32 protein-coding genes and 1 other annotated feature are annotated in these 26,815 nt (G+C 46.7%); of the genes, 20 read left to right on the forward strand and 12 right to left on the reverse strand.

The annotated features are described in order from the left end of the window. Positions 1-233: 233 nt before the first annotated feature. Complete coding sequence (locus ACSW3C_RS14425; protein WP_486563658.1) at positions 234-1,415, forward strand: MFS transporter; 1,182 nt, start codon at positions 234-236, stop codon at positions 1,413-1,415. 127 nt (positions 1,416-1,542) lie between these two features. On the opposite strand, the gene ACSW3C_RS14430 is transcribed toward ACSW3C_RS14425, so the two are convergent. Continuing rightward, on the reverse strand, positions 1,543-1,971 hold the full coding sequence (locus ACSW3C_RS14430; protein WP_486563501.1) for a GatB/YqeY domain-containing protein: 429 nt from the start codon (positions 1,969-1,971) through the stop codon (positions 1,543-1,545). A 138-nt stretch (positions 1,972-2,109) separates the two neighbouring features. Here ACSW3C_RS14430 and ACSW3C_RS14435 point away from each other — a divergent pair, with 138 nt between their 5' ends. Beyond that, positions 2,110-2,853: a hypothetical protein gene (locus ACSW3C_RS14435; RefSeq protein WP_486563502.1), complete on the forward strand. Its 744-nt coding sequence runs from the start codon at positions 2,110-2,112 to the stop codon at positions 2,851-2,853. A gap of 44 nt (positions 2,854-2,897) precedes the next feature. Then, positions 2,898-3,112: a binding site (T-box leader), on the forward strand. A 48-nt stretch (positions 3,113-3,160) separates the two neighbouring features. Further along, positions 3,161-4,597 carry a proline--tRNA ligase gene (gene proS, locus ACSW3C_RS14440; protein WP_238078988.1) on the forward strand — a complete coding sequence of 479 codons (1,437 nt, stop codon included), beginning with the start codon at positions 3,161-3,163 and terminating at the stop codon, positions 4,595-4,597. Between the two features lie 29 nt (positions 4,598-4,626). Here proS and ACSW3C_RS14445 read toward each other — a convergent pair whose 3' ends face one another. Together ACSW3C_RS14445 and ACSW3C_RS14450 are read right to left on the reverse strand one after the other, a co-directional pair. Beyond that, complete coding sequence (locus ACSW3C_RS14445) at positions 4,627-5,358, reverse strand: HAD-IIB family hydrolase (protein ID WP_486563503.1); 732 nt, start codon at positions 5,356-5,358, stop codon at positions 4,627-4,629. Beyond that, entirely contained in the window at positions 5,327-6,547 is a 1,221-nt protein-coding gene (locus tag ACSW3C_RS14450; protein WP_486563504.1) for a glycosyltransferase, read from the reverse strand. Before ACSW3C_RS14450 ends, ACSW3C_RS14445 begins: the two co-directional genes overlap by 32 nt. Positions 6,548-6,816: 269 nt before the next feature. On the opposite strand from ACSW3C_RS14450, the gene ACSW3C_RS14455 reads away from it, so the two are divergent. Beyond that, the gene (locus ACSW3C_RS14455; RefSeq protein WP_486563505.1) at positions 6,817-7,782 is read left to right on the forward strand and encodes a c-type cytochrome; all 966 of its coding nucleotides are present in this window, start codon (positions 6,817-6,819) and stop codon (positions 7,780-7,782) included. 56 nt (positions 7,783-7,838) lie between these two features. Here ACSW3C_RS14455 and ACSW3C_RS14460 read toward each other — a convergent pair whose 3' ends face one another. Together ACSW3C_RS14460 and ACSW3C_RS14465 are read right to left on the reverse strand one after the other, a co-directional pair. Further along, positions 7,839-9,035, reverse strand: a complete 1,197-nt coding sequence (locus ACSW3C_RS14460) for an alanyl-tRNA editing protein (protein WP_486563506.1) — start codon at positions 9,033-9,035, stop codon at positions 7,839-7,841. Positions 9,036-9,116: 81 nt separating this feature from the next. Next, a complete protein-coding gene (locus ACSW3C_RS14465) occupies positions 9,117-9,473 on the reverse strand; it encodes a hypothetical protein (protein WP_486563507.1) in 357 nt (118 codons plus the stop codon). A 238-nt stretch (positions 9,474-9,711) separates the two neighbouring features. Here ACSW3C_RS14465 and ACSW3C_RS14470 point away from each other — a divergent pair, with 238 nt between their 5' ends. From ACSW3C_RS14470 to ACSW3C_RS14485, 4 genes are all read left to right on the forward strand, one after another. Further along, positions 9,712-10,629 carry a carbohydrate kinase family protein gene (locus ACSW3C_RS14470; protein WP_486563508.1) on the forward strand — a complete coding sequence of 306 codons (918 nt, stop codon included), beginning with the start codon at positions 9,712-9,714 and terminating at the stop codon, positions 10,627-10,629. 122 nt (positions 10,630-10,751) lie between these two features. After that, positions 10,752-10,952 (forward strand): PLDc N-terminal domain-containing protein, encoded by a 201-nt coding sequence (locus ACSW3C_RS14475; RefSeq protein WP_486563509.1) that lies wholly within the window; start codon positions 10,752-10,754, stop codon positions 10,950-10,952. Then, a complete protein-coding gene (locus ACSW3C_RS14480; RefSeq protein WP_486563510.1) occupies positions 10,949-11,845 on the forward strand; it encodes an ABC transporter ATP-binding protein in 897 nt (298 codons plus the stop codon). The genes ACSW3C_RS14475 and ACSW3C_RS14480 overlap by 4 nt, the downstream gene beginning before the upstream one ends. Beyond that, complete coding sequence (locus tag ACSW3C_RS14485) at positions 11,845-12,627, forward strand: ABC transporter permease (protein WP_486563511.1); 783 nt, start codon at positions 11,845-11,847, stop codon at positions 12,625-12,627. The genes ACSW3C_RS14480 and ACSW3C_RS14485 overlap by 1 nt, the downstream gene beginning before the upstream one ends. Positions 12,628-12,697: 70 nt before the next feature. Here the strand turns inward: ACSW3C_RS14485 and ACSW3C_RS14490 are convergent, their stop codons facing one another. Both ACSW3C_RS14490 and ACSW3C_RS14495 read right to left on the reverse strand, forming a co-directional pair. Further along, entirely contained in the window at positions 12,698-12,934 is a 237-nt protein-coding gene (locus ACSW3C_RS14490; RefSeq protein ID WP_486563512.1) for a hypothetical protein, read from the reverse strand. 21 nt (positions 12,935-12,955) lie between these two features. Then, positions 12,956-13,261 (reverse strand): DUF3243 domain-containing protein, encoded by a 306-nt coding sequence (locus tag ACSW3C_RS14495; RefSeq protein WP_238078967.1) that lies wholly within the window; start codon positions 13,259-13,261, stop codon positions 12,956-12,958. Positions 13,262-13,407: 146 nt separating this feature from the next. Between ACSW3C_RS14495 and ACSW3C_RS14500 the strand changes: the two genes are divergently transcribed. Both ACSW3C_RS14500 and ACSW3C_RS14505 read left to right on the forward strand, forming a co-directional pair. Then, on the forward strand, positions 13,408-14,412 hold the full coding sequence (locus tag ACSW3C_RS14500; RefSeq protein WP_486563514.1) for a hypothetical protein: 1,005 nt from the start codon (positions 13,408-13,410) through the stop codon (positions 14,410-14,412). A gap of 22 nt (positions 14,413-14,434) precedes the next feature. Next, a complete protein-coding gene (locus ACSW3C_RS14505; RefSeq protein WP_486563516.1) occupies positions 14,435-14,854 on the forward strand; it encodes a hypothetical protein in 420 nt (139 codons plus the stop codon). Positions 14,855-15,037: 183 nt separating this feature from the next. Here the strand turns inward: ACSW3C_RS14505 and ACSW3C_RS14510 are convergent, their stop codons facing one another. Then, entirely contained in the window at positions 15,038-15,232 is a 195-nt protein-coding gene (locus ACSW3C_RS14510) for a CsbD family protein (RefSeq protein WP_486563518.1), read from the reverse strand. Positions 15,233-15,440: 208 nt separating this feature from the next. On the opposite strand from ACSW3C_RS14510, the gene ACSW3C_RS14515 reads away from it, so the two are divergent. After that, the gene (locus ACSW3C_RS14515) at positions 15,441-15,833 is read left to right on the forward strand and encodes a hypothetical protein (protein ID WP_486563519.1); all 393 of its coding nucleotides are present in this window, start codon (positions 15,441-15,443) and stop codon (positions 15,831-15,833) included. Positions 15,834-15,890: 57 nt separating this feature from the next. On the opposite strand, the gene ACSW3C_RS14520 is transcribed toward ACSW3C_RS14515, so the two are convergent. Further along, positions 15,891-16,700, reverse strand: coding sequence for a flagellin N-terminal helical domain-containing protein (locus ACSW3C_RS14520; protein ID WP_486563520.1), 810 nt, complete (start codon positions 16,698-16,700; stop codon positions 15,891-15,893). Positions 16,701-17,076: 376 nt separating this feature from the next. Between ACSW3C_RS14520 and tatA the strand changes: the two genes are divergently transcribed. Beyond that, positions 17,077-17,271, forward strand: coding sequence for a twin-arginine translocase TatA/TatE family subunit (gene tatA / locus ACSW3C_RS14525; protein WP_486563521.1), 195 nt, complete (start codon positions 17,077-17,079; stop codon positions 17,269-17,271). A 13-nt stretch (positions 17,272-17,284) separates the two neighbouring features. After that, on the forward strand, positions 17,285-18,097 hold the full coding sequence (gene tatC / locus ACSW3C_RS14530) for a twin-arginine translocase subunit TatC (protein WP_486563522.1): 813 nt from the start codon (positions 17,285-17,287) through the stop codon (positions 18,095-18,097). Positions 18,098-18,153: 56 nt separating this feature from the next. On the opposite strand, the gene ACSW3C_RS14535 is transcribed toward tatC, so the two are convergent. Beyond that, positions 18,154-18,285: a hypothetical protein gene (locus ACSW3C_RS14535; protein ID WP_269135807.1), complete on the reverse strand. Its 132-nt coding sequence runs from the start codon at positions 18,283-18,285 to the stop codon at positions 18,154-18,156. 146 nt (positions 18,286-18,431) lie between these two features. Here ACSW3C_RS14535 and ACSW3C_RS14540 point away from each other — a divergent pair, with 146 nt between their 5' ends. Continuing rightward, the gene (locus tag ACSW3C_RS14540; RefSeq protein ID WP_486563523.1) at positions 18,432-20,165 is read left to right on the forward strand and encodes a methyl-accepting chemotaxis protein; all 1,734 of its coding nucleotides are present in this window, start codon (positions 18,432-18,434) and stop codon (positions 20,163-20,165) included. Positions 20,166-20,227: 62 nt separating this feature from the next. Next, entirely contained in the window at positions 20,228-21,436 is a 1,209-nt protein-coding gene (locus ACSW3C_RS14545; protein WP_486563525.1) for an MFS transporter, read from the forward strand. Positions 21,437-21,451: 15 nt separating this feature from the next. On the opposite strand, the gene ACSW3C_RS14550 is transcribed toward ACSW3C_RS14545, so the two are convergent. Beyond that, a complete protein-coding gene (locus ACSW3C_RS14550) occupies positions 21,452-23,098 on the reverse strand; it encodes an SLC13 family permease (RefSeq protein ID WP_486563527.1) in 1,647 nt (548 codons plus the stop codon). Positions 23,099-23,820: 722 nt separating this feature from the next. Further along, entirely contained in the window at positions 23,821-24,018 is a 198-nt protein-coding gene (locus ACSW3C_RS14555; protein ID WP_486563528.1) for a hypothetical protein, read from the reverse strand. 141 nt (positions 24,019-24,159) lie between these two features. Between ACSW3C_RS14555 and ACSW3C_RS14560 the strand changes: the two genes are divergently transcribed. The 5 genes from ACSW3C_RS14560 to ACSW3C_RS14580 all read left to right on the forward strand — a co-directional run bounded on the left by ACSW3C_RS14560 (position 24,160) and on the right by ACSW3C_RS14580 (position 26,705). Beyond that, positions 24,160-24,489, forward strand: a complete 330-nt coding sequence (locus ACSW3C_RS14560; RefSeq protein ID WP_486563659.1) for a L,D-transpeptidase — start codon at positions 24,160-24,162, stop codon at positions 24,487-24,489. An 81-nt stretch (positions 24,490-24,570) separates the two neighbouring features. Then, positions 24,571-24,990 (forward strand): metallothiol transferase FosB, encoded by a 420-nt coding sequence (gene fosB, locus ACSW3C_RS14565; RefSeq protein ID WP_486563529.1) that lies wholly within the window; start codon positions 24,571-24,573, stop codon positions 24,988-24,990. A gap of 70 nt (positions 24,991-25,060) precedes the next feature. Next, positions 25,061-25,636: a nucleotidyltransferase domain-containing protein gene (locus tag ACSW3C_RS14570; RefSeq protein WP_486563531.1), complete on the forward strand. Its 576-nt coding sequence runs from the start codon at positions 25,061-25,063 to the stop codon at positions 25,634-25,636. Continuing rightward, positions 25,633-26,142 carry a P-loop NTPase family protein gene (locus tag ACSW3C_RS14575; protein WP_486563533.1) on the forward strand — a complete coding sequence of 170 codons (510 nt, stop codon included), beginning with the start codon at positions 25,633-25,635 and terminating at the stop codon, positions 26,140-26,142. Before ACSW3C_RS14570 ends, ACSW3C_RS14575 begins: the two co-directional genes overlap by 4 nt. A gap of 23 nt (positions 26,143-26,165) precedes the next feature. After that, positions 26,166-26,705 (forward strand): DUF3267 domain-containing protein, encoded by a 540-nt coding sequence (locus ACSW3C_RS14580; RefSeq protein WP_486563535.1) that lies wholly within the window; start codon positions 26,166-26,168, stop codon positions 26,703-26,705. Positions 26,706-26,815: the final 110 nt, after the last annotated feature.

Consider the following 26,815-nt stretch of genomic DNA (forward strand, 5'->3'; position numbering starts at 1 on the left):
GGATAATTTGGCGTGTGGGAGGTCAGATTTGGCGAGGTTGGTGTGTTATTTGGCGCTTGGGTGTTCGGATTTGGCGCAAAAACCAATGTATTTGGCGGATCCCCTGTTTCATTTTACAAAAAGATAGAATAAGTCAATCGATTCACAGATTCGTCACCCCGTGCCGTCTTTTTGCCGTTCGTGACTTATGGTACGATGTGTTATAGCGTTTTAGTAGCAGGGGGGAGTCTGTCATACATATTCGTCAAACGGTTGAACGGCATCGCTTTTGGGTGCTTGTTCTCATCGTGTCGGTCGCGGGATTTTCGCAGGGCATGCTGCTTCCGCTGATTTCGACCATCTTTGAAAGGGAAGGGGTCTCGAGTACGTTAAACGGGCTGAATGCGACCGGATTATACATCGGCACGTTGCTCGTCTCTCCATTCATGGAGGCGCCGCTGAGGAAATATGGGTACAAGCCAATTATCATATTTGGCGGTATTTGCTTGCTGGTGTCTTTGCTGGCGTTTCCGTTATGGAAGAATGTTGTTTTTTGGTTTGTCCTCCGCATGCTTGTCGGGATTGGGGACCATTCTCTCCATTTTGCGACGCAGACGTGGTTGACGAGCACCGTTCCCCAGCATAAATTAGGCCGGAGCATTTCCATTTATGGCCTGTCGGTCGGGCTTGGTTTTGCGATTGGACCTATGTTTGTACCGCTTGTTGATATTTTTGAAGGTTTGCCGTTTATCGTTTCGGCCGGTCTCAGCGTTCTAGCATGGTCGTCTGTATTTCTGTTGCGCAATGATTTTCCGGATGTGCTCCCTCGGGACGTTTCAACGGGGCGTCCCGGTTCGCAATTTAAAGCGACGATTCTGATCTCCGGCATTGCTTTTCTTGGGCCGTTCGGCTTCGGCTTTTTGGAATCATCGCTCAATGCAATGTATCCCGTCTACGCTCTGCGCAATGGAATTCCTCTTTCGATGGTGTCCCTGATCATTCCGGCTTTTGCGCTTGGCGGTATACTGACGCAGATTCCACTTGGTGTGTTGTCAGATAGAATCGGACGGAAGCCCGTTTTATTATTGGCATTCGGCGGCGGGAGTTTGTCATTTCTGGGAGCCGGCTTGGTGGGAGATCATGCGGTCCTCGTTATGGTCATGTTTTTCATGGCCGGCTTGTTCGCAGGTTCTGTCTTTTCGCTTGGCGTATCCTACATGTCCGATTTGACGCCAAAATCGCTCCTGCCTACAGGCAACTTGTTATGTGGAATCTTTTTTAGTATTGGCAGTTTATCAGGCCCAATATTAGGCGGCTTCTTCTTAGAGCTGGATACGGAAGTAAGTTATCTTTTCTTGTACGCTTTGTTTCTTGGTGTTTTATTTCTTGCTACGTTGTTCGGTAAGAGGAGGACGCCTGTTGCTGCAGCTGAATGACATGGGGACAATTTCCTCGTTCCGCCGCCCGAGTAAGGGTGGAAAGCTGGCGATGAAAAGGGAGCGAATCCAGCTCCCTTTTTTTATGCAAAAAATCCCCTGCCTATCAGCAGGGGACTTCAACTTCTTATTGAATTAAGCTCTTCACCACTTTTGACATCGTGGCACCATCTGTCTTGCCCGCGAGCAATGGTTTGGCGATCTTCATCGCATCGCCCATATTCATTCCTTGGGAAACACCCGCTTCTGTCAATAAAGCCGCGACTTCTTCCTCAGTTAATTGCTTTGGCAAAAATGATTTCAACAGGGTCAATTTCGCTTTCTCCTGTTCGATCAAATCATCCCGCTGTGCACTTTGTGCCCCTTCAAGCGCCTGGTTGGTCTGCTTGATTTCCCGGTTGACGATCGCTGTCTCTTCTTCCTCCGTAAGTGGAGCCCCTTTTTCCTTCTCAGCTAGGTCAAGCGCCGATTTCAATAAAGTGAGCACGCCTTTTGATAACGTATCTTTCTCTCTCATAGCCGTTTTCAACTGCTCAAATACTGTAGTCTTCAACATATATAAAACCTCCCATTGATAAGTAACGAAAAAACATTTTGTGTAAAAAGTATAGAAGAGCGGCATCGGAAAAGCAACTGTATGAATTAATGTGAATTCGTCTGCTAGAATAGTTTGTATAAAGAGGGGGACTGTTTCATGAAATCTATCTTATGCTTTGAAACTGCGGAGGAATGCGAACGGCATGCAGCTTTGATCAAACGCCAAATGGAAAGGCTGGGGGAATACGAGGAAGTACTGCGCTCCTCCTATCGACTGGAGGAAACGCCGAAAGCTGTTATGTGGACATCGGCTGAACTCGCGACGACTGTGTTTTCCACTATTCCGATTCCAGCATATACGAATGAGGAGTTCATTTACCTATCGCCGGAGCTCGAGCAATGGCGGGACTTGATGCTTCTTCAATTGGATGGGAAGGAGTTGCCTGAGATCCAGGCTTATTATGAGAAATTTGGCGAGGATCATCTGTTTGAAATCTTGGCGCATGAGTTGACTCATCATAGTGAGCTGTTTGTGGATGAATTTGATGAAGAAAGGGAGGATTCCATCTGGTTTGAGGAAGGCATGTGTTTTTATTTGCCGCGACGCTTTCTTGGTGAATCCTATTTCAATGAAGTGACGAAAGTGGAAGATGTCCTAGTAAAGGCTCATCAAGTAAAGTATGGCGGTCATTCGTTGGATGACTTCGGATCAGGTACATATGAAGGTTCGATACCGAGCATTATGTTTGATTACTGGCGCAGCTTTTTGAAGGTGAAAGACATCGTTGAGTTCCATCATGGGGATGTCCAGCAGGTATTCCGCCTTTATCACGAGTGGCATGAGACCGGGCGCAATCAATCACTGTCTGCCTATTTTGACGATATTTGCACAACTGTATAAACGCGATTGTATATGACAATCCTATTTGGTATAGTAGAGTCAATATGAAATCCATGAAGTGGCCGAGTAGATGGAAATTGTGATACAGAAAGCATAGCGATAGCTGAGAGTTATGCCACCGCTTTTCATTGAAACCTACCACGGAGATGTCATGCAAACATGACCGGGTCGTTCCGTTACGAAACGTTTGAGGGCTTATGGCAATCATAGGCTGAACAAAGGTGGTACCACGTCGACCCAGCGCAAAGACGTCCTTTTTAGTGAGGACAGCTTTGCGCTTTTTATTATGCAGAAGGAGGTTTTACGTATGAGTAATCAACAAAATGATTTTTCAAAATGGTACATTGATACGATCCAAAAGGCAGATTTGATGGACTATACGCCAGTTCGCGGATGTATCGCATTCAAACCGGATGGCTTTGAGATTTGGGAGCATATCCAGGAAGAGATGAATCGTCGTTTTAAGGAGACGGGCCATCGCAATGCGTATTTCCCGATGTTAATTCCTGAATCGTTTTTCCAAAAAGAAAAGGACCATATCGAAGGCTTCTCGCCAGAGCTTCCTTGGGTGACCGAGGCAGCAGGTGAAAAATTGGAGGAGCGGCTGGCACTCCGTCCGACGTCCGAGACGATGATCGGTCATTTGTATTCCGATTGGATCAAGAGCTACCGCGATCTTCCGGTTTTGATCAACCAGTGGGCGAACGTCTTCCGTTGGGAGAAAAAGACGCTGCCGTTCATCCGGACATCTGAATTCCTATGGCAGGAAGGGCATACTGCACATGCGGATGAAGAAGAAGCACGTCACGAGACGATGCAAATGCTGAATATCTATAAGGAAGTAGTCGAAGGACTTCTTGCTATTCCTGTATACGATGGTCAGAAGACGCCATCCGAGCGGTTTGCGGGAGCGGTCGATACGTATTCCATCGAAGCGATGATGAAGGACGGCAAGGCAGTTCAAGCCGGGACTTCCCATTACTTAGGCACAAAATTCGCGGAAGCGTTTGATATTAAGTATTTGACGAAAGAAAACCGTCATGAGTACGTTCATACGACATCGTGGGGTACGTCCACTCGCCTCATCGGATCGGTCATCATGGTGCATGGGGATGAGCAAGGATTAGTCTTGCCGCCACGTATTGCACCAACGCAGGTCATTTTGATTCCAGTCGGCCCGTGGAAGAAAAATCCGGCAATCATGGAGAAGCTAGATGAAGTTTACGCGGCACTGAAAGCGAAAGGGATCCGCGTCCGTTTGGATGATTCCGATCAATCTCCTGGCTTCAAGTTCAATGAGTGGGAGTTAAAAGGAGTACCGGTCCGTCTGGAGCTTGGACCGCGTGATCTGGAGAACAACCAGGCATTGTTGAAAGCTCGCGACGAAGCGGATAAAGTGGCAGTTGATCTTGCGAATGTCGTGGAACGCATCGAGCAGGAACTGGAAACGATGCAAACGCGCCTGCTTGAAAAAGCACGGAAATTCCGTGAAGAGCACTCCCATACGCATATCGACAAATTGTCGGAGCTGAAAGAGCATATTGCCAGCTCTCAAGAAAAAGGGGAAATCCCAGGCTGGATCCTTGCCGGCTGGTGTGGTGACGATGCGTGTGAAGAGCATGTGAAAGAAGAAACCAAATTCACGACGCGCAACATACCATTCAACCCGCCTGCAGAAAAACATGTATGCATCAACTGCGGTAAAGAAGCGAAGCATACAGTTTGGTTTGCAAGAGCGTATTAATCAAAAGAGACAAGCATGTATAGGTTGCCCTATGCGTGCTTGTCTTTTTTATCATAAAAATGCAGCCAGGCCTCATGGATGCCGGCGGCGCAATGCGTTTTGGCACGGAATAGATTGGGATGATCGTTCATATTCCATAACTCCGTCTGGGCGTTTCCGACAATGACAGCAGGATGTCCGAGTGACAACATGTCAATGTCGTTTCCCGAATCGCCTGCGATGAGCAGCTGGACATCTGGCGCCGCATAGTGCTCGATGACATACTTTAGTGCCCGGCCTTTCCCGGAAGAAGGCGGCAGCACATCGATGTCCCGATTGGAGCTGAAGATGAACGTGTGGGGGACACCTTCTTGCTCAAGTCTCTCCCGGAATTTCTCTACTTCGCACGAATTGTCATGCACCGTAAATGAAACTCGGCGATTATTCGGAAGTTGTTGCCGCTTTAACCCCGGGAAGTCAGTGGCAATCTCGACAATCCGATCAGGCAGCCAATGCTCATTCATTTTCTGCTTCCATTCGGAATCTTCGCCGTCCTCATGGTAGATTGCAGTCCCGACATCTGTAATGAGCAGGTCCGGATCAGGCAAGGACACTTCTTTGATCAACGACCTGGCAGATTCGAGATGTCGCCCCGTTACATACACAAGGGCCACCTCATAAGGCGCTTCTTCGTAATAAGCAAGCAGATCTGCAAGTCCCTCCTCGTTTCCGACAAGCGTTCCGTCCAAATCAGTCGCCAGCATATATTTTTTCTGTTTCACGTATGACCACCTCATATATGTTGTCCATCTTCTTGGCAACAGTTGGCCAATTAAACGCCCGCCTTGCAAAAGAAGCGGCTTTTCGTCCAAGCAGGCGGGCGAACTCTTGATTGGCCGCTAAGAACTTCATAGCGCGTGCCAGTTGCAAGGGGTTTTCCCGTTCCACATGAAGGCCTGTTTCCCGATGTTGTATGACATCTTTTAATCCGCCAACAGCTGATGCGATGACAGGACAGCCGCACGCTTGCGCTTCCGCAGCAACCATGCCGAAGGATTCGTATGTGGAAGGAACGACAACAGCCGTTGCTCCATTAAACAATTGAGCCAATTGGGACTGGGTGCGTGCGCCTACGAATAGGATATGATCTTCCACTCCATTGACTGCTTTTTTTAATTTAGGGCAGATGGGTGTTTTGTTCTGTGGATCCACTTGGTTCGTGTCGCCTCCCGCAATCACGAGCTTTGTAGATGTAGGAAGTTCGTTTTGTTCTTTTAATAAACGAAAAGCGCGGATAAGTGTGAAGATCCCTTTTGTCGATTCCAAGCGGCCGGCAAAAGCGAAATAGGGGGAGTCGCTTTGTGTAGTAAGCGTTTTGGATTCAAAGCTTTTATCAACCCCGATTGGAATCACTTGGATCGGTGCAGGGTCCGTCACAAATCCTTGGATTAGATTCCGTTCCGTTTTAGTTGTAGCGACAATTGTGTCTGCGTGCTCCAAGATGACCCGCTCCGCCTGAAGGCGCTCTTGCTCGCGCTGTCCTGTCGCTTGGGCTTTCGCAATTCCGAGTGAGTGAGACGTATGGATCCACGGCATTCCGAAATCTTTGGCCATGTTTAAGCCGAGCAGGCCGGAAAGCCAATAATGGGTATGCATGGCGTCATATGACGACGGATCGACCGTCTCACACATCTCTGCGTAAAAGGCAGGAAGCATGTCATACAAATCGCTTTTTGGCACGTATCCTTTCTTGCCGCCAGCGATGCGAATTACACGGCATCGATTGCCAAATGATTCAACTTGTGGTTTTGATTCATCCGCCCAATGTGTGAGCACATCAACATGATGTCCTTTTTGATCGAGTGCCAGGGCCAGTTGTTTCACATAGTTGTTTTGTCCGCCTGCTTGTTCACCACCAAGGGCTGCCAGCGGATCGCCATGATCGGAAATAAATAATAGCTTTTTCCGCATGAAATTTCCCCTTTCCAATTTGGATTCTAGTGAACGTCTATCACTATATCTTTACCCTATTGATTGTGACAGTAACATTACGTCTTGATGAAGATAGAAAAGAGCCGAGTGGTATCAAGTAAATAGGAAAAATGAAGAAGAATAATGAAAATGTTAGAAAAATAACATAATGTTGTTTCAAATTTGAGAAATCATGCTAGTGTGATTGAGCTAGTAGAAAAGAAGGGGGTAAAATGAAAGTAACAATAGGACAATAGGAGGCGATGGAATTGAAACGTACGACATCTCTAGTACTAGGCATCCTCTTCGCAGGCGCACTGCTCATCATTGCGTTAATGGCGAACCAACTGCAGCACGTCAAAGAGGACGCGGAAAAAGGTCCTGACGTAGAAACTGCTGGCGGAGAAGAAAAAGGCATTGTCCATAATCCGCCGTCATTGGAAAACGTGCCGGAAGGGCCGCTGGGCGAAGCCATTTTACGGGGGCATGCACTGGTCGACAATACGTCTGAAGTGCTTCGAAGCGAAGCATCATCTGTTGAAGAAGGGGAGGCCCGTGTGAATGAGCTGTCGTGTACGAGCTGCCACGCCGGAGCCGGAACAGATGAACAAACATCTTCCTTAGTCGGGATGACTTCGGTATACCCAATGTATATCGGTCGTTCAGGACAAATTGTCACATTAGAGGAACGGATTAACGGTTGTATGGTACGAAGCATGAATGGCCAGAAATTCGCAGATGACGATGAAGACCTGGATGCAATGGTAGCCTACTTACATTATATTTCTGAGGGGATTCCGGTTGGAGCGGAACTTCCTTGGCGAGGTAAGAGCGATATGAAGGAAGTGCCGGTCCCAAATATTGAGGATGGCGAACAATTGTATCAGCAGTCTTGTATCGCCTGCCATGCAGGGGATGGCACAGGTACAGGCTCGAATACAGGGCCTGCCCTTTGGGGAGATGGTTCATTTAATGATGGAGCAGGAATTGCGCGTATGTCCAAAATGGCCGGTTATATTCAAAACAACATGCCTGTAGGCCAGGCAGGCACTTTGACAGACCAAGAAGCAAGTGACTTGGCAGCCTTCATTCTGTCAAAGGATCGTCCGGAATGGAAGAATCATGACAAAGATTGGCCAAAAGGCGGCCGGCCAACTGATATTATGAATAAAGAACGCCGTGACCAGATCAAAGACGGCACAATTGACTGGAACGAAGTGTTAGGGAAAGAGTGAAAAATAGGCGGTCCTGGATATCCAGGCCGCCTGTTTTGTGGTTAATTCGTTGGTGATTATTGCAAGATTGCCTTCTCCATAGCTTCCAGCAATTCCTCCGCCAGCATCGTACGCTCGCCGCCGCCTTGGACGAATGAATCGCTGCCGCCCCCTTTTCCATTTAGAAGAGGAAGTACGTCCGATGCGACTTGTTTCATGCTAGTCGAAACAGCTGCGCCTCGTGCCGCAACAAATTGAAGCTTCGTATCATTTTTGGCTACGAGGAAAACAATTGCAGATTCGTCTTCCTGCGCGATGAGCCGTGCCAGTTTTTGCAATTCTTGAATGGTCCGGTTAGTGAAAGCTGCCTTGATGACAGCTGTTTCCTCTTTGGAAGACGCCAGCTCTTTCGCTTCGACAGCTAATAACGTCTCTTTCGCATCTTCCAATGACTTTTCGAGAGTGTGATGGGAAGATTGCAGTTTTGCAATGGCTTCGCTGACGCCATCCTCAGGTGCGCTCAATAACTGGGATGCCTCCCGCAACTCCGCATTTTTCTTCTGTAGCTGTTTAAGCACCCGTCCGCCGCATACGAAATGAACCCGAGTTTTCCGTTTTTGTTTTTCTGTGCCGAGAATCGAAATGAGACCGACTTCTCCGGTCGATTTCGGATGAGTTCCCCCACAGCCGTTATAATCAAATTCAGGGATGATAACGAGACGGATCTCATCAGTGACAGCGAGCTGTTTGCGCAAAGCGTATTGGTCCAGCTCTTCCTCTGTCACCCATTTGGTTTCAATCGGCCGGTTTTCCAGCAGGATGTCGTTGGCCAACCGTTCTGCTGCACGCAATTGTTCCTCCGTCACTTCTTCAACATCCAGGTCGATGCTGACGAGCTCTTTTCCAAGGTGGAAACTGACAGTAGGGAATCCGAACAACTCTACAAATGACGCAGTTAAAATATGCTGGCCCGCATGCTGTTGCATATGATCGAAGCGGCGCTCCCAATCGATGACGCCTTCCACTTGACCGGATTCTTGGAGCGGTTCGGCCAGGTAATGATGTATTTCGCCTTCGACTTCCTCTACATCTACAACCGCAGTGCCCTGGATCGTGCCCGTGTCATGAGGCTGCCCGCCGCCGGTCGGATAGAAGGCGGTATTGGAAAGGACGACATAAGGCCGGTCATTCTCATCTTCCGCTTGCCGCAAAACTTCCGCTGTAAATTCCGTCTGATACGCGTCTTGGTAATAAAACCGTTCATGAAGTGCCAAATTGAACCACTCTTCTTTCCGTTATGTAATACAAATATTGTAACGCGGCAAAGGATGGATTCAAACAAAAAAACTCCTCGCTTATTTCAGCGAGAAGCTTCGTTCGGTCTTGAAGGTAATAATCCAATCCAGCATTTTTTCATATTGCTGGTGCCATAATTTTTTCATGGCGAGCGTTACGAATAAAAGAATGACGATCAGGACGAGCGAGATGATGGTCGTCAGCTGGAAAAACAGGAGCGACTCTTCGAATCCGCCTGTACCAAAAAAGATGGCAAGACTCGTAATGAATGTGAGAATAAAGACAGGAATCAATTGAAAAAATATATCGTAGTTCCTTTTTTGCAAGACTTTCATTAGGATGGGCGTGATAAAAGCGATCAATGCGATGTACAACAGGATAATGAGCGTGTCGAAAGCCGCGAGGATGATATCCATCGATTGTACCTCCTTGTCATGGTGAAGTTCCTGCCAAGTTATAGATAGATGGCGGAATGCGGAATACATATCAATCTATACCCTAACTGACTTGTAAGTATGCATAGACTCAAAAAAATAGTTATTTTAGTTTATTCAAAGGCGAGAAGAATGTCACAGCACTGGCATGGATTTCAGGTGATGAGACCAGTTCTTATTTTGTATAATGAAATTGAAAAGAAAGGGAGTTATCGTTGGCATGAAACAAGTAGTAGTGTATGGTGATGCGTTCGTTGATTATGTAGCAGATGACGCAACAAATCGAACCTTTACAACGCATGTGGGCGGAACGACTGTCAACGTGGCAGTCGGAGTCTCGAGGCTCGGTGTTCCGGCGTCTTATATAACGGTGACAGGGGATGATGAGACCTCGTCTGATGTCAGGAAGAAGATTGAAGAAGAAGGCGTCGACTTGTCTTACGCTAAACGGGTTCCGGAAAAACGGGTAAGTGGCGTGGTCGTCCATTTAACAGAAGGATTTGAACGGATTTTCCATTCGTATATCGATGAAACGCCTGATATTCAAGTGGAGCCTGATGACTTGCAGGAAGAGGCATTTGAGCAGGCGTCCGTTTTTCATTTTGCATCGGGCACCATGTTTCATCCTACAGCGCTCCGAACGACTCAGGAAGCCGTCAAGATGGCAAAGCAAAGAGGGCTTTTCCTTTCCTTTGATGCCAATATCCGGCTGAAGCGATGGAAAAGCGAGATGGAGTGCCGGGAGACAATTGCTTCTTTCCTTTCGGATGTGGATTTATTGAAAGTGACAGAAGAGGAACTGTCCTTTCTAACAGGTTTCAATACAGTGGAGGAAGGAATCCGGCGGCTTGCGGTTAATGAGATCTCTGTTATTCTCGTCACAGCGGGTGAACGGGGCACGACCGCGGTTATCGACGGGGAACAGTATCACGTCGGCGTGGAACCTGTCGAAGTTGTGGATACGACAGGAGCGGGAGATGCATTTATGGCAGGCATCCTGCGGGAAGTGTGTGAAAAAGGGATACCGGAGAATTGGAAGGGGTGGATTGAATCCATTCGCTTCGCCAATCGAATCGGTGCGCTGGCAACGACAAAGCAAGGCGCATTGACCGCTTTGCCGAGATTACATGAACTATAAGAAGCAGAGGAGAGAGGCGGATTATCGTCGCTCTCTTTTTTATTTTTTATTTTGTTATATACATAATAGAACAGTCGTATTATACTTAAGATAATACAGAATTGAGGAAAGGTTGTGAGGGAATGGCTGAATTGGCTAATATCCCGTGGAATCTCATCTTGCCGATACTTGGCTTGCAGTTGATTCTCATGATTGTTGCGTTAGTTGACCTAATTCGGAACCAACGGACGAACGGGCCGTTTATCATGTGGATTTTCATTATCCTCCTGCTGAATCTTGTCGGTCCGATTCTATACTTCATATTCGGGAGGCGGCAAGCATGAATGTCCTGTTAGAAGCAACGGGTTTATCGAAACGATATGGCGAGCAAACGGCGGTCGATGCAGTCAGTTTTACATTGGATGCCTATACGGCGACAGCGTTGATTGGACCGAATGGTGCAGGCAAGACGACAACTCTGTCGATGCTGGCGGGCTTAGTCACGCAAACAGAAGGAAGTGTTTCATTCGAAGGATCAGCGGATCAGGAAATTCGTTCCCATATTGGTTTCCTCCCGCAATATCCGAAGTTCTTCCCTTGGTTGACGGCAATCGAGTTTACGGAAATGGCAGCGAAGCTCAGTGGCTTAGGAGCGCGAGAAGCCCGAGCGGAGGCGCAAAAGACGCTTGAGTTCGTCGGTCTTGGGAATGCATTGAATAAGCGGACGGGTACTTTTTCGGGTGGGATGAAACAGCGGCTTGGCTTGGCGCAAGCCATCGTTCACAAGCCGAAACTTCTATTGCTGGATGAGCCGGTTTCCGCCCTTGATCCGGTGGGAAGGCGGCAAATCATGAATTTATTGAAAGAATTGCAGCACCAGACGACGATCCTTTATTCCACTCATATTCTGAATGACGCGGAAGAAATGACGGATCAGCTCTTGTTTATGCAGCATGGAAAGTTGATTGAGCAAGGTTCGCTCGATGAGTTCAGGCAGCGGTATGCGGAGCCGAAAATCCGGATTGAATTTGAAGGAGCGGAGGAGTCGCAGCGATTCGGGCAGGCAGCTCCGTGGAAAGTGGAATTGACAGGTTCTGTCGGTTGGATTGATTTGACTGGGGAACAAGTATCGATGCCGGACGTGATGTCCGTATTAAGTACCGGGCGTTATGGCGTCCGAAAGGTGGAAAAACAGTCCGCGAGCCTGGAAGAAATCTTTATGAAGGTGGTGCAATGATGAAGGGATTCGGTGTGTTGCTTCATAAAGAATGGCGTGAACAAGTCCGCAACTTCAAGTTGCTTTGGATTCCTCTCGTCTTCATCATCTTTGGAATTATAGAGCCGGTGACCAATCATTTCTTGCCTGAAATCATGAAAAGTGTTGGGAATATGCCGGAAGGAACGGAGTTTCCGTGGCCAGAATTGGCTCCAAAAGATATCCTCGTTTCGCTCATGGGACAATATCAGACAATCGGTCTGCTGATCATCGTGCTGGCGTTTATGGGGGCGATATCAAGTGAACGGAAAAACGGGACAGCGACGTTGTTATATGTACGGCCAATTTCTTATTCAAGTTATTATCTAAGCAAATGGACGATGATCAATATTCTCGTGTTGGCTAGTGTCTGGGTCGGCTTTTTTGCGGGTTGGTACTATACGTCCCAATTGTTCGGCTCCATTCCGGCAGCGGACGTGTTTGCCTTTCTTGCAGCTTACAGCTTATGGATCATCTTCGTCGTGTCGATCGTGTTGGCCCTCAGCGCATGGTTGCCGACGGGCGGAGTGGCGGCGCTTGGCTTATTCTTGACATTGATCATGGCGATATTAGACTCCGTCATAGGTGCCTACTGGACGGTAACGCCTTGGAAGATTTCTACGTATGCCTCTTATATTTTGATGGGAAGCATGGATTACCCGACATTTTGGAAAGCGGCGGGGCTGACGGTGTTTTTGATTATTTTGCTCGTCCTCTTTGGCTCCTACATGTCCGGGCGAAATGCAGCCAAGACAACAGTATAACGAATAGAAAAGAGCAGCGGACTTGGTTGTCCGCCGCTCTTTCTTTTTGAGGGATTCTAGGCTATGGGTATTACTCTGGATATTTTTCTTCTGAAGAGGAATCACTTTTTGTCTTATGGTGATTCTCCTGCTTTTCTTCGTTCCATTCCATTTTGGCATCTTCGAGAGCGACTGTATCCACTGTCTGCATATCTTCATGCATATCGTAAATACTTTCCTTGTCCGTCTTCATGTTTTCCGGATTGTCCATGTACGGCCCTTCCGCATCTTTTCGGTCGTGCTCCGTAAAAACTCTCTTTCGATTCATGAAAACCACATCCTTTCGATGTTATGCTTGGCGAACTAATTTCAACAGCATATGCGCAAGCGCATGTTGCTCTTCCTTATCGCCAGCATTCCATAATTCCTGCAAAAGATACTGCTCACGGTTACGCGGTTCTTCGTGCTTGGATAAATAATTGGCTACAAACTCTGTCGTCTTGGCAAGCTGCTCCTCGCTCAATCCTAAGCTCTCGCCTTTGCTTACCTTATCTGACAGATACATTTTAAAGCGATTGAAGTTTTCCAAAATATCTTCTTTCTTCTCCGCGTCCATTTGATTCAATTCCTTAGCCACACGATCTTTCGCGTCCATCTATCCACACTCCTCTTAGGTGATACTCCAAGTATTGACCTTTCACATCATGTCTAAACATCCAATTTCGACTTGCTTCGCCAAAAGCCATGCCGAAGAATGAAGACTGGAATTTCAATGATGGAGCGTGGAAGCAGGTGGATGCCTTGAAGATCGGCGATGCCATGGGAGTGGTTGCTGTGAAATGCAATCGCTTAAACAAGCGGTTACCGGTATATACGAGAGGTACGAAAGCAGAAACGAGCGGTTGTCGGGATATACGAGAGGTACGAAAGTGGAAACGAGCGGTTGCCGGGAAATACGAGAGGTACGAAATCGGAAACGAGCGGTTACCGGGATATACGAGAGGTTCGAAAGTGGAAACGAGCGGTTACCAGGATATACGAGCAGTACGAAAACGGAAACGAGCGATTGCCAGGATATACGAGAGGTACGAAAACGGAAACGAGCGATTGCCAGGATATACGAGAGGTACGAAAACGGAAACGAGCGGTTACCAGGATATACGAGAGGTACGAAAGCAGAAACGAGCGGTTGTCGGGATATACGAGAGGTACGAAAACGGAAACGAGCGGTTGTCGGGATATACGAGAGGTACGAAAGCAGAAACGAGCGGTTACCGGGATATACGAGAGGTACGAAAACGGAAACGAGCGGTTACCGGGATATACGAGAGGTACGAAAGTGGAAACGAGCGGTTACCAGGATATACGAGCGGTACGAAAACGGAAACGAGCGATTGCCAGGATATACGAGAGGTACGAAATCGGAAACGAGCAGTTACCGGGATATACGAGAGGTACGAAAGTGGAAACGAGCGGTTACCGGGATATACGAGAGGTACGAAAGTGGAAACGAGCGGTTACCAGGAAATACGAGAGGTAGGAACTCGGAAACGAGCGGTAGCCGTGAGATACGAGAGGTACGAAAGCGGAAACGATCGGTTACCAGGAAATACGAGAGGTAAGAAATCGGAAACGAGCGGTTACCGGGATATACGAGAGGTACGAAAGTGGAAACGAGCGGTAGCCAGGAAATACGAGAGGTGCGAGATCGAAAACGAGCGGAGCCAGGAAATACGAGAGGTAACTCATTCCAACAGGATAAAATGCCGGTGTGTGAATTCCATATTACTGGGGTACAGTGAATAAAAAGGAAAAGGAGTGTGTCAGGATGGATATGAAATATGTCGGAACGTTTCATTCGGTTAATGTCGCTTTAGATAAGATTACCCAACTCAAGTCGGAAGGCTATGAGGAGTCTGCTATTCATGCGGTCGCCCAAAGGGAAGATGAGCTGGACCAGTTGCGAAATCAGTCCTATGTGAGGGTAATCAGCCGGGAAAATAATCAATTGATAAGCAAATCCGGGATGGAAGATGCGAATACAGTCAATGCACGAGTGGATGAGGACATCCGGAAAGGCGGCATTGCTCTATTCGTAGACGGTAATCCAAAAACCGATGGCCAAATTGAACACGACAGCCAGGCAGCATTGTCTGAGAGTGGGGAGTCGTTGCAAAACGATGCGGATTACCAGCCAAGAAATGATAATGAAGGAACCGTACCTAGGCTTAATACAGATGGGTTATAAAAAATTCGTATTCTTAGAGCTGGTATAGTGCAAAAAGCAAGGGCGCCGGAACTTCTTTTGCGTAAATGCAGCCGCCAAGGCTTCGAACGGCTATTTTGCCGTAGGAAGTCTTGGCGGCTGATCTCTCTAAAGTGGCCGAAGCCAATTTGTGTTGTTTATCAATAGGCACCTTCCGGCAACCGGTTACCATTTATCGTCATCGTTTGCACGGTCTTTCATGTTGCCGACCTGCTTTTGCACTTCGCCTTTCATCTTATCCAATTTTCCTTCTGCTTGAAGCATCGGATCATCGGAAGCATTGCCGACCTGGTCCTTCACTTCGCCTTTCGCTTTGCTTACAGCGCCTTTCACCTTGTCTGAAAATCCATTGTCTTTCATAAGCAATCCCTCCATTTTTTGTGGTTATTACTATATACCCGTCACGAATTATGTTTAAACGAAATGAAAAAAGGGTAAAGTTTATAGTTAGTATAATTTTTGTAGGTACAATTAACTGGTTAACTTTGGTAAAATGCATCTAAATCATCTATCTAAATTATCGGTACATTCGTATAATGAAGGTAATCAATAATTCGGGGGTGACGGAATGATTCGGAAAGGACGCTTTGCCATTTGGAATGGAAAAGAATATGCACTCGTATCCTATCAACGACAGTATTATTTGCAGACTGAGGAAGTTTTTGAGGAAAGTAATGGATTTGAACGGATGAACGGAAAAGAGCATGTATTAATTCGTTCTGTTTCGTTAAAAGAGTTGCAAGAGGCCTATGAGATAATTCCGTATACAATGCTCGAAGGGTATCGTTTCGCAGTGGAAGGCATCAACCATGCAAATGGAAAGGTCGCGCTCGTGACAAATAATCCATTTGTGAAAGGAAAAGTCGATGTTCAGCCGTATGGCAGCCTTGAGTATATTATCGAGTTGCCGGTCGATCAAGTCGACTTTCTAGAAGAGCGTTTCCCGCTTTACGGAATGTAACGCGTAAACATATAAAAGATCAACTTGATGTCGAAGGACAACTGTTGATCTTTTTTCTTATGTCTTTAATAGTTGCAGAACCGACTGGGCTTGCTGCATATGGAGCGATAATACATACTGGCTCGCCTGTAGCAGGATATTTGCTTTTGTTAGAGCCATCATTTCTTTTGCGATGTCTGCGTCCCGAATGCGGGATTCAGCTGCAGTTAAATTCTCTTCCATGGTCATGGCGTTGTTGTAAGCATGCTCCAGCCGGTTGGCGTAAGCCCCCAGTTTGGAACGCTCGGAGGATACATTGTCAATGGCTTTATCCAGCTTGGAGATTGCCTCATTTGCTCCCTCTTGGGTGGCTATGGAGACATCGTCCAAGCCTAGATTATTCAAATTCCCGATATTCAGTTCGATCGTTTGCCCCGCATTCGCCCCTGCTTGAATTTTAATGGAAGTTTGGCTGCCATCGAATAAAGGCTTCGTATTAAACTCCGATTGCTTAGCCTGTCTTGTTATTTCATCTTTCAACTGCTGGAACTCCTGGTCAAGCATCTCACGGTCTCTGTCAGACAATGTTCCGTTTGAAGCCTGCACACTTAATTCACGCATCCTCTGTAATATGGCATGCGTTTCATTCAATACGCCTTCTGCGGTTTGCACCATGGAAATGCCGTCCTGGATATTCCGTTGTGCGACTTGAAGACCCCGGATCTGGGCTCGCATTTTTTCTGAAATGGCTAGGCCAGCTGGATCATCTGCAGCCCGGTTAATCCGTTTTCCTGTTGAAAGACGTTCCATGGATAACATCACTTGATTATTATGCATCGTCATGTTGCGGATGATGTTTAACCCGGTGGCATTCCATTTACCGAGCAAGTTTATCCACCCCTTTTTGTGCTGTTAATCCTTCTATCGGCCTGTTGGGAAAATTATGAACCGTTTTCCAGTAGAATTTATCCAAATTGAAAATAAATATACAATCGTTTATTGCTGGAAGACTCACCATAAAATTTCGTTACCCGGTATGAAACGGGATTAAAAACGGACATGCTGTAAGGTAGTATCTCCATTGGGCTTGGACAATAAAGGAAATGGACATATTCCATATCTGCAGACTATGGCAAGCAGTATCACCTATGGGATTCCTGCAGTTGTCTAAGGGAGCAGTATGAATATCAGGCGTTTCAATCTCTTAGAGTGGAAGCAAGAGCCATGGAGGAATTTATTCAGAGGAACGAAAGGAGAGTGCAGTATGAGTTTAGCAAGCATTGGGGTTCCGGGACTCATCATTATTTTGGTCATCATTTTAATTTTGTTCGGTCCACGGAAATTGCCCGAAGTCGGTTCTGCAATCGGAAAAACATTGGCTGAATTCAAGAAATCGGCGAGGGAAGTTTTAGACGAAGAGGACAAGCCTGAAATACCTGCGAAAAAAGATCCTTCCTAAGTGGGTGAATGGTATGGATCCAGTTGAGCACCAAAATCGCAAAATTGTCAGTTCCTTGGATTCGAGTGAGTTGCCTGATCAGAAGCAAGCGACTCCAAATGATCATACGGAGAATGACCCGACGCTTGTCGAGCATTTGACGGATTTACGGAAACAGCTCATCAAAAGTGCGTTTGTTTTCCTCTTTTTCTTTATCGTTGTATTCTGCACAATCAACCTATGGTTTCCGTTTATTACAAGAGGGCATGAATTGATTGTCCTCGGGCCTCTTGAAGTGGTGACCTTTTATATGTCCATTTCGACGGCATTGGCATTTGGTTTATCGTTGCCCTTCCTTTGCCATTTTCTCTGGCAATTTGTTAAACCGGGGCTGCTTGAGAGGGAGAGCCAATTTCTCAGTCTCTATTCGCCCATCATGTTTCTTTTGTTTATCGGTGGTCTTTCATTCGGCTATTTTATCGTCAATCCGCTTAGTTATGATTTTTTAGTCTCCATCGGTAAAGTGAATTTTTCCGTATTAATTTCCGCACAGGAATACGTAAGATTCCTTCTCATGACAACGATGCCGGTCGGGCTTCTTTTCGAATTGCCCATTGTTGCAATGTTTTTGTCGGCGATCGGCCTGTTGACTGCAGATGCAATGAAAAAAATCCGGAAATGGTCGTATGTGGTGCTGGCGGTTATCTCCGCTCTTATCACGCCTCCTGATTTTGTAAGTCAATTAATTGTCCTCCTTCCGATGATTTTATTGTATGAGGCGAGCATTTTCATTGTCATGCAAGACGAGCGGCGGGCAAAGAAGATGGAAGAAGTGAGCGTGGATTAACAAAACGAAAAAATCGGAGTCCTGGTTGAGGACCCCGATTTTTCGTTTTCCGGGCGTTAGCTGCTTTTCATCATGCCCATTGCGCCCGTAAGCGATCCAAATTGTTTCATCAGCTTGTCACGGGCTTCTTTATTCCGCATTAAATACGCAGCACCCAATCCTATAGCGGCTATGGCCATTTTGTTCATGGGACATACACCCTTTCGCTTCATGATTTTTGAATCGACTTATCTTTACCGTTTTGAAGAAAGTTATGCAGTTTAAGTAGAGTTATGATAAAAAAGTCTTATGAATTTCTAATTACCTCCGATATAAATAGTCAGGAGGGATTATAATGAAAGCTTCAATTCGAATAAAACTAATAGTCATTACGTTGGCTCTTTTGATCTTACCGAGTGTGACAATAGGCATATCAGGATACTGGACGGCCAAAAACAACTTGGATGAGCTTGGATCCACAGGACTTAAAAATAATGTCATGTCAGCTCTAGACTTAATTGCTATGCTGAATGAACAAGTCGAAAACGGTTCCATGACACTTGAGGAAGCGCAAAACAAGGCGAAAGAGACATTGATCGGTCCTCTTCAGGCGGATGGAACGCGCTCGATTGAGAATAAGGTCGATATGGGTAAGTATGGGTACTACTTCGTTTTTGATAAGGAAGGAAACGCACTCGTCCATCCTACGATGGAAGGGAAAAACTTATTTGATTCCCAGTCGAACGATGGGCGTTATACAACGCGCGAAATGCTGAAAGCCGCAGAGGGTGGAGGCGGTTTTGTCACATTCGATTTCAAAGTGCCCGGTGAAGAAAGGGTAGCACCGAAAATCGTTTATACCGAAACGGATCCTGCATGGGGATGGATTGTCATTTCCGGTACATACTTGAGTGACTTCAATAGCGGGGCGAATGATTTGCTAATTACGCTCGCCATTGTACTGGCCGTTTCGATCATTTTAGGAGCCGCTCTTATTATTTGGTTCTCCGGCCATTTATCAAAGCCCATCCGGATGGTGACTGAGCAGGTCGGCAAGGTAGCGGATGGCGACTTGTCGTCTGAGCAAATGGCAATTAAAAATAAAGATGAAATTGGTGAACTGGCTCGCTATGTGAACCGGATGTCTGGGAATTTGAAGCAGATGATCGAGCAAGTATCGACGGCATCTATGCAAGTGGCGGCAACATCAGAGGAACTATCCGCAAGCAGCGAGCAGACAAGCCGCTCCGTCGAACAGGTTTCAGGGGCCATTCAGGATTTGGCCTACGGAACGGATGCCCAAATGGAAAAAATGGAACAATCCAACGAGGCCATCCACCAAATGACTGACGAAATGAAAAAGCTGTCGGATGCCATGGGTCAGGCGAATGAGACGTCCAAGAAGACAGCGGATATAGCGGGTAATGGCGAGGAAGTTATCTCCAGAACCATTAACCATATGCAGACCATTCAGCAGGAAACCGCATCCACTGCTGACTTGATTAACGAACTTGGCAATAAATCCTTGGAGATCACAAAAATTCTTTCCATGATTACCGATGTTGCCGAACAGACAAATTTACTCGCTCTGAATGCAGCGATCGAAGCAGCACGGGCAGGAGAACACGGCAGAGGTTTTGCAGTTGTCGCAGATGAAGTAAAAAAATTGGCGGAGCAGTCCGCGAATTCAGCAAGCCAGGTAGGTCATCTCATTGAAGCGATTCAACAGGACATAGACCAATCTGTCATCGCGATTAACCGAGGCCATTCTTCTGTCAATGAAGGAATTGACTTGGTCAACGGAGCGGGGGATGCTTTCCGCAATATTTCCACAGGTGTCGAAGAGGTGCTTATGCAAATGGAGGACGTATCCAAGTCATTGCATGCGAATGTTCAAGAGTTTGAGACTGTTTCGATTTCTATAAAAGAAGCTTCCAAGATTTCAGTCGACTCGGCGGCCCATACACAAAATATTGCCGCCGCGGCGGAAGAGCAGACGGCTTCCATGGAGGAAATTGCAGCTGCCTCGGATACACTGGCGAAGATGGCAGAGGAACTTCAAGAATCGGTCCGTGCGTTTAGGTTATAAACAAAAATAGACATCATCCTCTCGGCACCTATTATAATAGGTGCATGAGGGGGTGTTTTTTTATGGAAAAACAGAAAGGGTATACGGCACAGGATGCTGCGTTTTGGAGAATCATATTGGGCACCGGCATGTCCTCGGTCTTCATCTTCGCAGCGATGTATGCCATGCAGCCCCTTCTCCCCGTTTTTACAGAGGAATTTTCCATTTCCGTTTCCTATGCAAGTATGGCGATGTCCGCTACGACAATCGGTTTAATTCTCGGCCTGGTCGTATTAGGTTTCATGTCAGACCGGAAGGGCCGGAGTATATTTGTCAAGTTATCCTTATTATGTGCTGTTCTTCCGTTTTTGATTATCCCGTCGGTAGACGCATTCTGGCTGATCGTCGTGTTGCGTTTTATCCAAGGATTCGCATTGGCAGGCGTACCTGCAGCTGCTCTCGCCTACATTAGTGAAGAGGTGGACAGACGATATGCCAATTTGGCGACTGCTTTATATATTTCATGCAACAGCCTCGGCGGAATGATTGGCCGCTTCCTGACAGGCTATATGGCAGAACAGGTTTCCTGGCAGTTTTCTTTATATATTTTGGCCGCTTTCGGAGCAGTGCTTTTTGGCTTCATCTGTTTCTTGTTGCCGAAATCGAAAAACTTTACATCGAGTACCGTCCGTTTTGCCGAAGACTTAGAAGGATTCTTCTTTCATTTGAAAAATCCTTCGCTGCTTCTTGTTTTCGGTTTAGGCGTGGTGTTGCAATTATCGTTTACCGGTATATGGACGTATGTGCCGTTTTATTTATTAGCGCCCCCGTATTCACTGTCTCTTGAAACAATTTCCTATTTGTATCTGGTCTATAGTTTCGGAGTGGTGGGCGGCCCGATCGGCGGCTGGCTTTCTGGAAGGTTCGGTTTGCGGAGCGTCCGCCTTGTCGCGATCCTCTTATTTTCGATTGGGATTCTGTTGACGCTGGCATCCGCCATCTGGCTGCTAGTCGTCGGTTTCTGTCTCATCTGTCTCGGATTTTTCACGGCCCATTCCTTGACGGCCGCCTCGGTCAGCAAGGAAGCAACCCATCATAAAGGCAGTGCTTCGAGTCTGTACTTAGTCTCTTATTATATTGGCGTGACACTCGGAAGCACTTTGCTCAGTCCGTGGTGGGGCGCGTTTGGCTGGAGTGGCCTCGTCGTGCTGACTGCGATGTTGCCCGTGCTCTACGTAGTTTTTATTCAAAGCCGCCAAGGCAAACAGAAAAAAGGAAGCGCAGTCCAATGACTACACTTCCTTTCTTTATTTGAATGAATCCGGAATGGATGTCAGGTCAATTCCCCAGACGAGCGGCAACAGAACATAAATGGCGACCGTCACGAGAATGACGCCGATGATATTGAGCGCAAATCCTGCTTTCGCCATATCGGGAATACGTAAATAGCCCGAGCCGAAAACAACAGCGTTCGGCGGTGTGGCAACCGGAAGCATAAAGGCGCAAGAAGCGGCCACACCTGCGGCAATCATCAATGCGTAAGGATGGAACCCGAGAGCGACTGCAAGCGAAGCCATGATTGGATACATCATGGAGGCGGTCGCCGTATTCGACGTAATCTCCGTCAGGAAAATGACAAGCGTTGTAACAATAATAATGACAACGAGTATATTAACACCTTGCAACCCGGACAACTGCGAACCGATCCATACAGACAGTTCGGAACTGACGAAGCCTGCTGCAATGGCCAGCCCGCCTCCGAATAGAAGAAGGATGCCCCACGGCAATTTCACTGCCGTATTCCAGTCCAGCAGATGATCCCCTTTTTTCTTGACGGAGGGGATGATGAATAAGAGGATGGCAAAGGTCATAGCGATGACGCCGTCTGAAACGCCAGGTATTACCTTTGCAATCAGGAAGGTGCGTGTGATCCATGACAAAGCCGCTAAAACAAAAATAATGAAGACCAAAACTTCCTCGACGGAAGCGCTTCCAAGTTTGCTTCTTTCTGAATTGATGACAGCCCTGCCTCCAGGGAGTGTCTTCAGTTTGGAAAGATACGCAAATTTGACGAGATAAAACCAGGCAATGAAAATGAAAGTCCATGCCAAGGGAACGCCGAACAACATCCATTTCGCAAACGAAAGCTCAATGCCGTACATTTTATCAATCGCCCCTGCGAGCAACGTATTAGGAGGTGTTCCAATTAATGTGGCGATTCCGCCAAGCGAAGCGGAATAGGCAATGCCGAGCATAAGTGCCTTTCCAAACCCGAAATTTTCCTTCGATGTATCAATGGATGGGTCGTCCTTCAACGCATCAGAAACTTGATAGATAATCGCCAGCCCAATCGGCACCATCATCATGGCCGTTGCCGTATTGGAGATCCACATGGATAAAAAGCCTGTTGCGACCATGAACCCGAGTACAATCCGGTCCATATTTGTACCGATTAGAGAAATGATCGTCAAGGCAATCCGGCGGTGCAAATTCCATTTCTCCATCGCCAACGCAATCATGAAACCGCCCATGAAAAGGAAAATGGTTTCATCCCCATATGCTGAAGCAGTCGACTTCACTTCCATCCCGCCTGATAACGGAAAGAGCACAAGCGGCAATAAAGAAGTAACCGGAATCGGAATCGCTTCCGTAATCCACCACGTCGCGATCCAAAGCGTACTCGCTAAAATGGCAACTCCTTCTGGTGAGAGGTCCGCCGGATGGAAAAAGAGAAGCGTCAGGAAAAATAAAAGCGGTCCTAAAACAAGTCCAATCAACTGAGCGGGTGAATAACTCCGAGGCTCACGTCCCCCACCCTCATTATTCACTCCAATCGGCTGTCCACCGCCGCCACCCGAAGCCATTTCCGAGCTGTTCGGATGAAAGAAGAATCGGAAAAGATCTTTCACCTGATCGTGCATATCCCACATACGCTGCCAAGCAGTCGAAAACATCATGTTCTCCTCCTTCAATAAAATGATGGCCCCTTTTCCAAATAAATGGAGCCTCAATGATTTCTATGAGTATACTAATAAAAGAATAATTAGACAAGTTAGATAGGGGGAATCTGTGGAAAATTGTCGTTTTATATATAGAATGGCTGATACATTGAGATTTGGACTTGTGAAGTGGGTTCGACGAGAGGTGACTGACAGAAGGAGCATAGGAATTTGGCGTATGTCGAGATGATTTTGGCGCCAGTCTTGAAGCATTTGGCACTTATTGAGTTTATTTGTGGGTTCGTAGAGATGTAATGGCGTTCAGATCGTTATAATGGCGTTCATAGGGATTTAATGGCGTTCAGGTCGTTATAATGGCGTTCGTTCGGATAATCTGGCGTTCAGGCCGTTATACTGGTGTTCCTCCTGGTCATGGGTTCAAACTTCTGGCAATCAGGCTACTAGCGGCCATCCATAATTATTTGGCGCTTCACGCATGGGATTTGGCGTATTTTCGATTTATTTGGCGCGTCTCGCACAGGTGCTGGCGTATAGTAGGAGTAATTTGGCGCGCCGCCGGCAATAGGGGAGCGTGGAATCAAACGTAATCACCAGTCCGATCTTTTACCAGATAAAAGCTTTTAATTATTCCATACTATGTCCGAAAGCAACAGAGCATACATTAAAATAAAAAAGGGTCAGTCTCGTGGACTAACCCTGCTATCACTATACTGCGGTCAGCCCAGCAGATTGCCGAGCAATCCTTTGCCGCGACCGGTATTTTGTGTTTTTGTTGCTGTGCTCGATTTCTCGCCTCGCATTGGCGTGGAACCGAATGAATCAAATTGGTTTGAAAGTTTTTCCCGGGCTTCTTTGTTTCGCATGAGATATGCAGCCCCTAGTCCGAGTGCAGCGAGTGCCATTTTCTTTTTCATGAAATGCTCCTCCTTCTCGAAATGAATTTCGTGATACTTGTTTTCCCGATTTCTGCATAGCTAAACTAGCGAACCCTCTCGCCGCTATCAGTTCACGTTCATATACTAGTAGAACAATCGTGGAATGGAGGGGTGACATTGATGTGGATTGAAATTTCTGTAGCGAATCGGCAACTGCGGTTATACAATGATCAGCTCGTGAAAACGTATCCGGTGGCTGTCGGGAAGATGGTGACGGCTACGCCGACTGGGACATACCGAATCATTAACAAACAACCGAATCCCGGTGGCCCGTTTGGAGCATTTTGGATGGGGTTGTCCAAACCGCATTACGGGATTCATGGAACGAATAATCCGGATTCAATCGGCAAGTTTGTATCGCATGGCTGCATCCGGATGTATAACAAAGATGTCCTTGAACTGGCATCGAAAGTGCCGATTGGAACAGTCGTCATCATTCGGGTCAACTGAACATTCCATTTGAAAAAAGGGTTTTGATTGCCATCCATCGAATACCATTAATAGAAAAGCACTAAAGAAAGGAAGAAGCGAATGATTCAAGGAGTAAATCACTTCCTCTTTTCCGTCTCGAATTTGGAACGAGCCATCGCATTCTATGAAGATGTATTCGATGGAAGACTGCTCGTGAAAGGGAAGACAACTGCTTATTTGGACGTAAACGGAATGTGGTTCGCATTGAATGTTGAAACGGATATTCCGCGGAATGAAACCAGGCAATCGTACACGCATATCGCTTTTACAGTAGCTGAAGAAGAAATGGATGCATTGAAAGCCCGTCTGCAAAAACTAAACGTACACATCCATCCGGGAAGAGAACGGGATGCACGGGATCGGCGTTCGATCTATTTTGAAGACCCTGATGGCCACCAATTTGAATTTCACTGTGGCACGTTGAAAGACCGGATCGCCTATTATAAAGAGGCCAAACCACATATGACGTTTTTTGATTAACTACAATTCATACAGTGATCAGGGGTGACAGGTGTCACTCCTTTTTGGCTGGAAGAAAGGACGATCATACATGCAACCATATGAAAAAACGAAAGAATGGTTCACAGAATACGACCGGCCGTGGGGATTTGCAGGCGGGTGGGCGATTGACCTATTTGTCGGCAGAAATACGAGAGAGCATTCGGATCTCGAAGTCGCTGTACTGCGGTCGGATCAACATCATTTGAAGACGGTACTTGCCGATTGGTCGTTCCGAAAAGTGGTAAAAGGAGAGTTTCATGAATGGGATGGGGAGCAACTCGAACTTCCCGTCCATGAAGTACATGCGGTCCATCATGCAACAGGAGATCCATTGGAAGTGCTACTAAATGAAGTGAGCGCTGCTAAATGGGTGTTCCGCAGAGATCCGACCATTACCTTTCCGGCGTCTTCCCTGTTTCTAAAGACGAAAGAAGGTCTGCCGTATTTACATCCGGCCATTGTGCTCCTCTATAAAGCGAAAGGGACAAGGCCAAAAGATACGATGGATTTTCAAAATGCCTACCCTTTGCTGGAAGAGCAGGACAAAAAGTGGCTGTATGAGGCTTTGCAAACCCATTCACCAGAACATGAATGGATCTCCCGAATGGAAGGGGAATTAAAATGAAACGTGTCATGGTAATCGGTGTTTCGGCGGGTGTCGGAAAATCTACTTTTGCGAGAAGGCTTGGTGAAAAGCTCGGGATTGAAGTGACGCATCTGGATCGCCTTTATTGGCAGCCGGGATGGAAGGAAGCTCCGGCTGCGGAGTTTTCACAAGCGCAAGAGCAGATTGTCCAAGGGGAACGGTGGATCATGGAAGGAAACTACACATCTACATTTCCCATACGCGAGCCACATGCAGATACGGTTATCTATTTGGAGCTTCCGCTATCAATTTGTCTGTACCGGGTCCTCAAGCGCCGTATTGAATTCCATGGCAAAACACGCGACGATTTGACGGAAGGCTGTCCAGAAAAAATTGACTGGCCTTTTCTCCGCTTTATCCTAACGACCTACAGCAGGCGGAAAAAGAAAATGAAAGAGCGCTTGGAGCGATATACATCCGAGGGGAAAACAGTCTATTACTTACAATCCTCCAAGCAAATCGAGGAATACTTGAAAAACGTGTAACTGCACAATAAAGAAAGGGGAAGATGGCTTTCATCATTTGGTTCCGCCACTTACCACACATACATATGAATTTGGCAGAATGGACGCCCTTCATTCAAAATGATTGGTATCGAAAACATTATATGAAGTTTGTCTATCTGCTTCAGGTCATCCTGTTTCTATTGCCGAATTTCTTTGGAGGTCGCTTTACTCATCAAGACATCTTTTTTCTCATAGCCATAAGCATCCTCGTCTTTATCATTCACGAATGTTTGCACATTTTGGTCGTGTACAAAGAAGGGGACATTAGCTTAACGTTCAGAGGCGTATTCTTTTGGTTGCATACCAATGCCGTTCTATCCAAGCCGAGATTTTGGATATTTATGACCTTGCCTTTTATTGGATTGACGATCGTGCCTGCCGTGTTGTCGTTCTATGTATCTGGGAATTTGAAATCTATCCTATTATTTGTTAGCTGGATCAACGCCATCATTTCCGCTGCAGACATTTATAATTCCGTTTTGATTGCAATAAAACCGAGGAACTCCATTTTTTGCAGGGGGTATTTTCAAGTAAAATCGTAAAATGAAAAAAGACCGATGGCGTGATCGGTCTTTTACTAATAACTCAACTGACTGCGCCTGTAGCGTGAAAAGATAAAACTGCAAATCATACCCCAGAGGATAGAAAAAGC

Source organism: Sporosarcina sp. AD_1 (assembly GCF_057373025.1).